Genomic DNA, 8816 nt, shown 5'->3' on the forward strand with positions numbered 1-8816 from the left:
TCGGCAACTGAGCGACTTAGGCTTTTGGCCGCTTCTTCCTGATCCCGGAGGAACTGATCCACACACCTGCTATACCAATCAACAATGGCACAAGCCCGATATTGATAAATTTCACCCAACTCTCCACACCCTCAATATTTTTGCCAAGCTCATGCTGCACGCCTCTTAATTCCTTGCGAACCTGAAGCAATTCCTTGCGAAATTGTCCCATGGCCTCCTCTTGTTCCACACTCAGGATCATGGCATTTCCTTCAGGCTTTTGACTCTGCAGTTCTTGAATTTTTCGTTCCGTGGCCTTGAGCTGTTCCTGGAGCACTTGCTCCTTTTGCCGGAATCGCTGCTCGGCTTCTTGTTGCAACACTCGCAGGAGTGTGAATGGCCGGGCATACCCGGCCCGACTTCTGACGCTTATGAGATCATTGCTTCCCGTCAGATTATCCAAAGCGTTTGTGACAAACGTGCCATTGCCCGAGTTCGGAATGCCAATCCGTTGCCCGAAGAAGTTTTGCACTTGAACCCAAAACCGATCCTGCAAGATATCCGTATCTGCCACCACAATCACGTTGATGGGCTCCTTCGATCCCTGAAGGTGGTCATTGGTCTGGCTTTGGGTTTCTGGAGCCGTATCCGGAGTCTCATCCTTGTTAGGCACCGCCTTTGGTTTTCCCTCAGGAAAAGCCGATTTCACGGTTCCCGTCACCCTGGCGGCCACGATAAACTTCTCTCCCTCGGGACGATAACTGTTGAGTAATCCAGCCACATCCGGCATGGCTGACAAGCGGGATGCCTCAATCTGCATCGCGGCTTCATCCGATTGGATGAGCGGCTCGACTGTGGTCCCGGTCTCCCCCCCTTTCTTTCGAATGATTCCTGCTGATGCCACCGTGATCGATGGCACTTGAGCCGTCACGATATCTTTGTCACTGAAATGCTCCTGACGAAAATCAATCCAGACGGGGTAATCCACCACCTGTAGCCGGCTTTGCTGTTGAACTTGCACTTTTTTGGCCAATGGCAAATCTCCCAACACCTGCCCTTTCACCAGTTCCACACCCCAGGCTCCAAACAATTTAGGCATATTTGAATCTCGGGGACCTCCTCCTCCCATCGGATTCATGGGATTGCCACCTCCACTATCGGATTCGGCAAGGGGATCCACAAAAATCATGGCATGCCCGCCTCCCAACACATACTGATCGATGGCATAGAGGGTCGTCTCACTCAGGGATTTAGGATGCACAATCATTAAGACACTAATCTCTGCAGGAATAGCCACCGCCGTCGGTTCTATTTTTTTCACTTCGAACATTTGTTCGATATGAGAAAGAATCAGCCAGGGTTGACCGCCTCCTTGTTGTGGCATAAACGGCATGCCCCCACTCCCATCAATCGGTAACGTACTCAACAGACCAAGAACCTTTTTCTTGGGATTTGCCAGCGTGTGAATCATCTTCGTCAGATCATATTCCAAAAACTCTTCTCGCTCAGGTTGAAAAAATGGAATCACTTCCAACTGATCGGTGGAACTGGTCCCGGCCAATCCAAAGTAAAACTGGCGACTGCCATTGTCCAAGGGGATACCCTGAAGACCATACGCCACGGCTCGATCCTCTTCCTCTGAAAACGGCTCCGGATCCATCACCTGCACATACAGCTGCCCACCCGCAACTTGCGCGTATTCCTCTAACATTTCTTCGACGCGGGTTGCGTAACTTTTAATACCCGGCAAGCCCGTCGCCAGGGTTTTGGAAAGATAAAACCGGAGAGTAATGGGTTCGTTCAAACCCTTAAGAACATTTCTGGTGCCATCAGACAACGTATACAGGTCATGTTCTGTCAGATCGAAGCGTGCGGAACTGAAGGCCGCGTTACTCATCATATTGAAGGCACCGAACAGAGCGGCGGCCATGATGAGGCCGCTTCCCGTGAGTACTTTTTTATTCATCATCACTCCTCACTTGCAAAATTTCACACCAGACCCTTCAATCCGTCCCTTTACGATTCAGCCTTTTTCATATCAATGACCGTGGCCGTCGCAAATAGCCAAAAGGCAATCAGCGAAAGAAAAAAGAGGATATCCCGTAAATCCAGGACACCTTTGCTGATCGATTGGAAATGCGTCAAAAAGCTAAATGAGCTAATGGCATTCAGCAGAAATTGTGGCGCCCACCCGCTGAATAGTTCCAGAACGAGAGGGAAACCACTCAGGATGAACCCCAAGGAAATAACGACGCTGACCACAAAGGCGATCACCTGATTTTTGGTGAGAGCGGAGATACAGGAGCCGATGGCTAAAAATCCCCCGGCCATTAGCAGGCTGCCGAGATAGCTGGCAAGGATGACGCCATTATCCGGGTCGCCCAACAGATTCACCGTGAGCCACATGGGAAAGGTCAGGGCCAAGGCGATTCCCGTGAAACCCCATGCGGCCAGAAACTTCCCTGCGACGGCTTCCCACATCGTAACTGGCAGGGTCAGCAACAGTTCAATTGTCCCGGAACGACGTTCTTCCGCCCATAAGCGCATCGCCAACGCAGGGATCAACACGAGATAGAGCCAGGGGTGAAAATCAAAAAACGGCACCAGGTCGGCCTGACCCCGTGCAAAGTAATTCCCCAGATAAAATGTGAACGCCCCACTGAGTAACAAAAATATGACGATAAAGACCGCCGCGATCGGCGTGGCAAAATACCCCGCCAATTCCCGTTGAAAAATCACTCCAATTCGTCCCACAATTCCTCCTTCACTCTCGAATTTTTCTTTCAGCTACTCTCTTCTAGAATTCATTAGTCTCTCAGAGACGCATGAAGATGGCATCCCGGTGGTTTGAGAATGTCCTGCCCGAGCATCCCATCCGCCAATAGTTGGCGTCCTTCCAGAACCAGGCCTCATTACGAAATCGTCTGCTTGGGAGTCGTCAGCAAACGAAACACCTCATCTAACTGCCCGCGGTCCGGATACAGCTCCCTCACTTCCCATCCCTGTTCCCTGGCACAATGCCCAATATCCGGGAGAATCCACTGCCCGTCATCGGGGTAAATACGAAATTGCACCAAGTCACCGTCACGGCCCAACTCCTCAATCTTTTTGACCCCTTTCACCGTCATCAGGTGATGATGTAAGACCAGGGGATCCACCCCGGCAATCGTGCCCAGGACCGTATTGTGATCGGGAGATTTTCCTTCCAATTCCCCTGGAGTGCCATCAAACACCACTTTCCCCTTTGCAATGATCATGGCGCGGGAACAGAGGGCATGCACTTCTTCCAGGATATGTGTAGAAAGAATAATGGCCTTCTCTTGTGCCATGGCCCGAATCAGCGTTCGAACCTCATGCTTTTGATTGGGGTCCAATCCATCGGTCGGTTCATCTAAAATCAAGATGTCCGGGTCATGAAGGATCGCCTGAGCCAATCCCACCCGACGCTTAAACCCTTTAGACAAGGTTTCGATCGATTGGTTCAAGACCGATTGCAAATTCACCTTTTCGACCGTTTCGGAAACCGTTCGCTTAAGCGTCGCTCCACGATATCCTCGCATTTCCCCTATAAATGTGAGAAACGAGGCTGGAGTCATATCCTGATATGCCGGAGCCCCCTCTGGCAGATAGCCTATGCGTTTTTTGGCTTCGATGGGTTGATCTTCAATATTATGCCCACAAATATGCACCCTGCCACTCGTCGGCGTAAGAAAACCCGTGATCATTTTCATGGTTGTGGATTTACCTGCTCCGTTTGGCCCTAAGAAACCGAGCACTTCTCCTTTTCCTACGGTAAATGACACACCATCCACCGCAACAATCGGCCCAAATGTTTTTCGCAAGTTTTCAATTTCAACCATACTTTCCATCTGACCCTCTTTATCGCAATAAATTTATGAAATGTTCTGTTGCACGTGTCGTGCTCTCGCTACCCAATTTGATCCACTCCCTCTCAACTCAATGGAGATACAATGAGGGCAACTCTTTTGCGTGTTTGTGAGATTTTGGCGGCTTGGCTGTTATGGCTGGTTTGACGGTTTCCCAAAACTGCCGGCCATCCCAGGTCTGTTGTTCTGCCGAGGTAGTATACAAGGTCCGATCAAGGTTCCAAATGGCCGCAGAAATCGCTGCATGATCAGGAAGAGGCTGACTCAATATACGCTCCACCGAACTTAGACTCCGACAGGGACGCCCTTCTTGCTTAAAAGAAGCCCATTGCAAGAGTGCGTCGCGCGTTTTTTCTGCTGACTCTTCAAAGCATGCCGTCTTGAGGACTTGAATGGCTTTTCGTTCCGATTCAAGTTTCCTATCATCTTTTTTTGCCATTTCCTGGCCCCGTCCATTCCGTTTTTGACGCTCTCGCCACCAGGCCGCCAGGGTCACCAACCACAACATTAAGCATCCCCCCGTTATCCAGGACCATGGCAATGGCTTGGCACCATCAGAGGTGCCGAAGTTAGCCGGCATTTGGGCATTCATCTGATGATCTCTCTCTATTGAAGCAACAGACGGGGCCTGAACCGACGGGGGAGTCTGTGCTGAGGATGCCGGTGGAAGCGTGCCGAGAACCGTCAGAACCCTAGCGGGGAGGTTGGCTTCTTCCCACCGGGAAGTCTCAATATTCCACCAGGGAACATGAATAGCGGGCAACGTCACCGTGCCGGGCTGACTGGACACCAACACGAATTTTTCTTCCCTGGACCCTACAACCCATTTCCCGTCAAAATCTGTTTGGGTTTTGCCTTTGTCCGGATAGATCTTCACGATGGGTTGTGGGGGTACGGTCACTTCAGGTAATTGTTCTCCGCGCTGACCCGTTGCACGCATCACAATCGTACGAGTAAGGGAATCCCCTATCTGAAGTGTATCGGTATCACCAGACCATGTTTCCGTGAGGGCAAGTGCTTTCGCTGGCAGCCAAAAGCGCCCATTCAGATCTGGCGGAAGGTCTTTGACCGTGAGCCCGATCTTTGGACTCCGCCTATGAATCGATTGTGAGGTTTTGAAAGGATCCCGCCCCAAACTCCCGGACCGATTGCCAAATAACTCCTCAAAGAGCGTTCCACGAGTTCGTCCACCCTGCACCGTTCCAGAAAAGAGGACCGGGGGAATGTCATGAGCCCCGCTTTGTTGCGGGGTGATCACATAACGACGTTCGGTGACATGATACCGCCGCCCGTTTCGAGTGGCTTCGTAGGAAGCATCCTTTCCAACGCGCTCCACAATGCCCCAATCAATTTCCGGTTCATCTAATCGGCCTTCCTGAACGGAAATCGCACTGACTAAACGAAGCGTCAGAAGAACCTGCCCTTGAAGATGGGGAAAATGTGAGTCCACATCCGCTTCGAGGAAAATATCTCGATCCTCGTTCGCTCCGCTGCTGTGATTCGGCTCATTGACCATCAGTTGAATGGGGCCAGTCTGATGAGCCCCCACAGCGATAGGAGGAATGGTTACTGCTCCTGTTCGCTTTGGCGCAAGCGTCGCAATCCATCGAATCGATGAAGTGGTTCGCATATTGATGATCGAAGTTTGTTGACTTTGGGTCGTGCCAAAAACATCGAAGTCCGCGCCTAAGATATGCCACTCTGGCGATTCACCGGAAGCAGTCTGATCCGTCTCCACGATGAGCTGGAAGGTCTCATCTGCCATGACCGGATTCCGATCCACATAGGCCCTGACCGTTTGGGCCGAAACAGGAGGGTCAAGTCCCATAATTCCAAGGCAGACAACCATCACCCAGATCCATCTCAAAATTCTCACCAGCGCTTTCCTTGAGAAATGGTGGACCCTCCAGCCTCTACACGGCGTTGATGCTCCAAAAGAAACTTGCGGCGTAACAATCCTCCGGGATCATCAGGGATACGGCGAAGCCATTGCTGGAGGACCTGTTCAGATTTCTGCCTTTCCCGTGCTTGGGTCGCGTCCACGGCAGAAGACACTCCCGAATGTTCCGCCTGATCTTCCGACTTTTCATCCATTGCAGATGGTGCAGACAGCAGCTTTTTAGATTGTTCCGCTTTCAAAGGGTCGACCTCTTTCTCAATATTTTCTTCCGAAGCTTGCTGATCTCCATTCGACTGATTAGAGGTCGTGGCAGGATCAGACCCTGATCCTACTGCCTGGTCTGATTCCTCTTGTTTCCCTTTCTGAGTGTCACCTTTGTCCGACTCAGATTGTTCCTGGGTTGAGTAGGAAGCTTGCTCTGAATTTTTCCCTTCACCTCCTGTTTCATTCCCATCATTTTTCTGTTTGGCAGATGAGGCATCCGATTGTTGAGATTGATCTCCTGCCTGTTCCGCAGATGATGGTTTCTCCAAGAGCTGCTTGATGATTTCCAGATTATGTTGAGCATCCGCGTGATCCGGCTGCTTCGTGAGTGCAGACTGATACGAAGCCAGGGCCTCTTCATAGCGACCGAGATTGGCCAAGGCATTGCCTCGGTTGTAATGACCCTCCGGTGTGTCCACTATAGAAAAGGCTTCTTCCGCTTCCTGATATTTTCCTGCCCGATAATGGGCTATGCCCTTCCAACCGGGATCTTGAAACAAGGCTGCCGCTTCTTCCGGAGCGTCACGCTCCAACGCCTTAATCCCCTGTTGATCCGAACGAATCCAGAGATTTTCCAAGGAAAAGGCCTCGCTGACCTGAGGAATAAGCATAAAAGCCAGAAGCATGGCTAACCATCCCGGTCGAAATGCAGGCAATGCCAAAACCAGGACTAGGAGGACAAGCCAGGGTCCTTCCTCTCGCCACAGATCGGTTGTTCGTTTTTCGGCTGTTGAAGAAGATAGTGCGCTCGTGGACACATCCGAAGGAAGGACCTGATTGATATCCTGATCGTCAGCCGTCACCGTGGCAAAATGACCGCCTCCCGCTTGAGCAATGCCTCGAAGAGACGGAATATCTAACTTGGGAATAACTACCGCTCCATCCTGATCTTTGAGGAATCCGCCTGTCTCCGGAATAGGAGCCCCATCGACCGTCCCAACACCTAGCACAGACACACGCACCCCTTGACTGCGTAAGGCTTCAGCCACTTTCAATGTTGCAGGATCTCCCTCGCCGTCCGTCAGTAATAGCACATCTCCCTTCGCCTGCCCGACGTGCTCAAGGAGTTCATGGGCCTTCTGCAAGGCGAGATCAGCACGGCTACCTTGGAATGGCATGAGTTCCGTCTCAAGAGATTGCACAAGGGGCACCATGGTGTTGACATCATCGGTCAATGGCGACACGACGAATGATTCACCGGCATAGACCACCAGGGCGGTTTGCCCCTCCTTCCTGGCCTTAAGCATATCAAGAATTTTGTGTTTGGCTCGTGTCAACCTGGAAGGAGTCACATCCTGCACATCCATTGAACGGGATAAATCCAAGACCATCACCAACGCCGACTCTGCTCGAAACACAGGCTGGGGTAATTGGGACCAGACGGGACCGGCCAAGGCACAGACCGCCACGGTCCACCCTAATCCAAGAAGCACGAGAGGCATGCGATGCGTCGCTCCCTCCGTGCCCACCAATAAATGTGGGAGTAAATGGGTATCACACACCGATTCCCATATCTGAGCTGTTCTCCCCCTCTTGGCTACTAGCAGGAAGAGCCCGAACAAGGGGAACAATCCCCATAACCATTCCGGTCGTAGAAAATGAAACATAGACATCTTATCGTCCTGCTCGTGCTGGGATCCCTTCCGCCTTCCATCTCGGTCTGAGAACCCATTCCCTTTTCCAGATGAAAGACATGGCCATTACACACGAGAGGACCAAGGCAAATCCTAACGGCCATATATATAATTCGGTCGTCGGTCGAAATAGTTCCGTTTCAGTTGTCGCCGGCTCAAGACGATCTAATTCTTCATATACCTTCCTGAGTCCCTCGGTATCTTTCGCACGCAAGTACAACCCTCCGGTCCGTTGGGCAAGATGGCGAAGCGTATCTTCATCCAAATCGCGAGAAGGATTTACAGTCTGTGTGCCGAAAAATGATGCAATCTCCATTCGATCCGCGCCAACCCCGATGGCATAGATTCGAATACCTTGTTCCTCAGCCAACGCCGCCGCCTGTGTGGGCGACACTTCTCCCGCAGTATTGGCCCCATCGGTTAATAGCACCAATACCCGGCTTCCCGCCGGTTGTTCCTTGAGTCGTTTCACGGCAAGGCCGATCGCATCGCCAATGGCGGTTTCCTGCCCCGCCAGGCCAATTTCAGTTTCCGTCATCATGGCCTTCACCGTGTCCCGATCAAATGTCAGAGGTGTCTGCACATAGGCCTGGGACCCAAAAACAATCAACCCAACACGATCGCCTGTACGGCGAGCGATGAACTCTCCCGCCGCTGCTTTCACAACCTCCAAGCGCGTGACTTCCTGTCCCTTCACAGAAAAATCCGGAATTTTCATGCTGCCTGAAATATCGACCGCCAGCATCAGATCACGCCCACTGGTTGGCAAACCAATCGGTTCACCGCTCCACTGAGGACGAGCGGCCGCTAGAAGCAGAGCGGACCAGACGACTATTCCCGCCCAAAGCAGCGTTGAGTGCCTGGATTGAGTCACTTTTATCAACTGGCTGGACTGAAGTGTCATGATGTCTTCAAAATGCGGCACCTTCATGGCTCGGCCGGATGAATTAAACACAGGGGGTGCCCAGCGACGCACCATCCAGGGAAACACAAAAAGGGCCAATACCCACGGCCAGGCGAATGTCATCATGTCCTCTCCCTTCCTTTAGGGGGAGTCACGTGCTGAATCCAATGTTCGACCAATTGCACCAGCTCGGTTGCCGACACGACCGCCTGCCGTTGATATGGCCCTGAACTCAAGAGATGGCCAAC

6 protein-coding genes are annotated in these 8816 nt (G+C 51.8%); all 6 read right to left on the bottom strand.

The features are described 5' to 3' along the window. Window positions 1-16: 16 nt before the first annotated feature. The 6 genes from AAH187_RS05190 to AAH187_RS05215 all read right to left on the bottom strand — a co-directional run bounded on the left by AAH187_RS05190 (window position 17) and on the right by AAH187_RS05215 (window position 8694). The gene (locus tag AAH187_RS05190; protein ID WP_342347375.1) at window positions 17-1948 is read right to left on the bottom strand and encodes a Gldg family protein; all 1932 of its coding nucleotides are present in this window, start codon (window positions 1946-1948) and stop codon (window positions 17-19) included. Between the two features lie 47 nt (window positions 1949-1995). Then, entirely contained in the window at window positions 1996-2733 is a 738-nt protein-coding gene (locus AAH187_RS05195; protein WP_342347376.1) for an ABC transporter permease subunit, read from the bottom strand. Window positions 2734-2891: 158 nt separating this feature from the next. After that, window positions 2892-3848: an ABC transporter ATP-binding protein gene (locus AAH187_RS05200; RefSeq protein ID WP_342347377.1), complete on the bottom strand. Its 957-nt coding sequence runs from the start codon at window positions 3846-3848 to the stop codon at window positions 2892-2894. 88 nt (window positions 3849-3936) lie between these two features. Further along, on the bottom strand, window positions 3937-5742 hold the full coding sequence (locus tag AAH187_RS05205) for a BatD family protein (protein ID WP_342347378.1): 1806 nt from the start codon (window positions 5740-5742) through the stop codon (window positions 3937-3939). Beyond that, window positions 5739-7643 carry a VWA domain-containing protein gene (locus AAH187_RS05210; protein WP_342347379.1) on the bottom strand — a complete coding sequence of 635 codons (1905 nt, stop codon included), beginning with the start codon at window positions 7641-7643 and terminating at the stop codon, window positions 5739-5741. Before AAH187_RS05210 ends, AAH187_RS05205 begins: the two co-directional genes overlap by 4 nt. A gap of 1 nt (window position 7644) precedes the next feature. Beyond that, complete coding sequence (locus tag AAH187_RS05215) at window positions 7645-8694, bottom strand: VWA domain-containing protein (RefSeq protein ID WP_342347380.1); 1050 nt, start codon at window positions 8692-8694, stop codon at window positions 7645-7647. Window positions 8695-8816: the final 122 nt, after the last annotated feature.

This window comes from uncultured Nitrospira sp. (genome assembly GCA_902500695.1).
Classification (GTDB): domain Bacteria; phylum Nitrospirota; class Nitrospiria; order Nitrospirales; family UBA8639; genus Nitrospira_E.

Coding starts and splice junctions, on each gene's coding strand:
- AAH187_RS05190 (WP_342347375.1), bottom strand. CDS start 1,948: ATGATGAATAAAAAAGTACTCACGGGAAGCGGCCTCATCATGGCCGCC.
- AAH187_RS05200 (WP_342347377.1), bottom strand. CDS start 3,848: ATGGAAAGTATGGTTGAAATTGAAAACTTGCGAAAAACATTTGGGCCG.
- AAH187_RS05210 (WP_342347379.1), bottom strand. CDS start 7,643: ATGTCTATGTTTCATTTTCTACGACCGGAATGGTTATGGGGATTGTTC.
- AAH187_RS05215 (WP_342347380.1), bottom strand. CDS start 8,694: ATGATGACATTCGCCTGGCCGTGGGTATTGGCCCTTTTTGTGTTTCCC.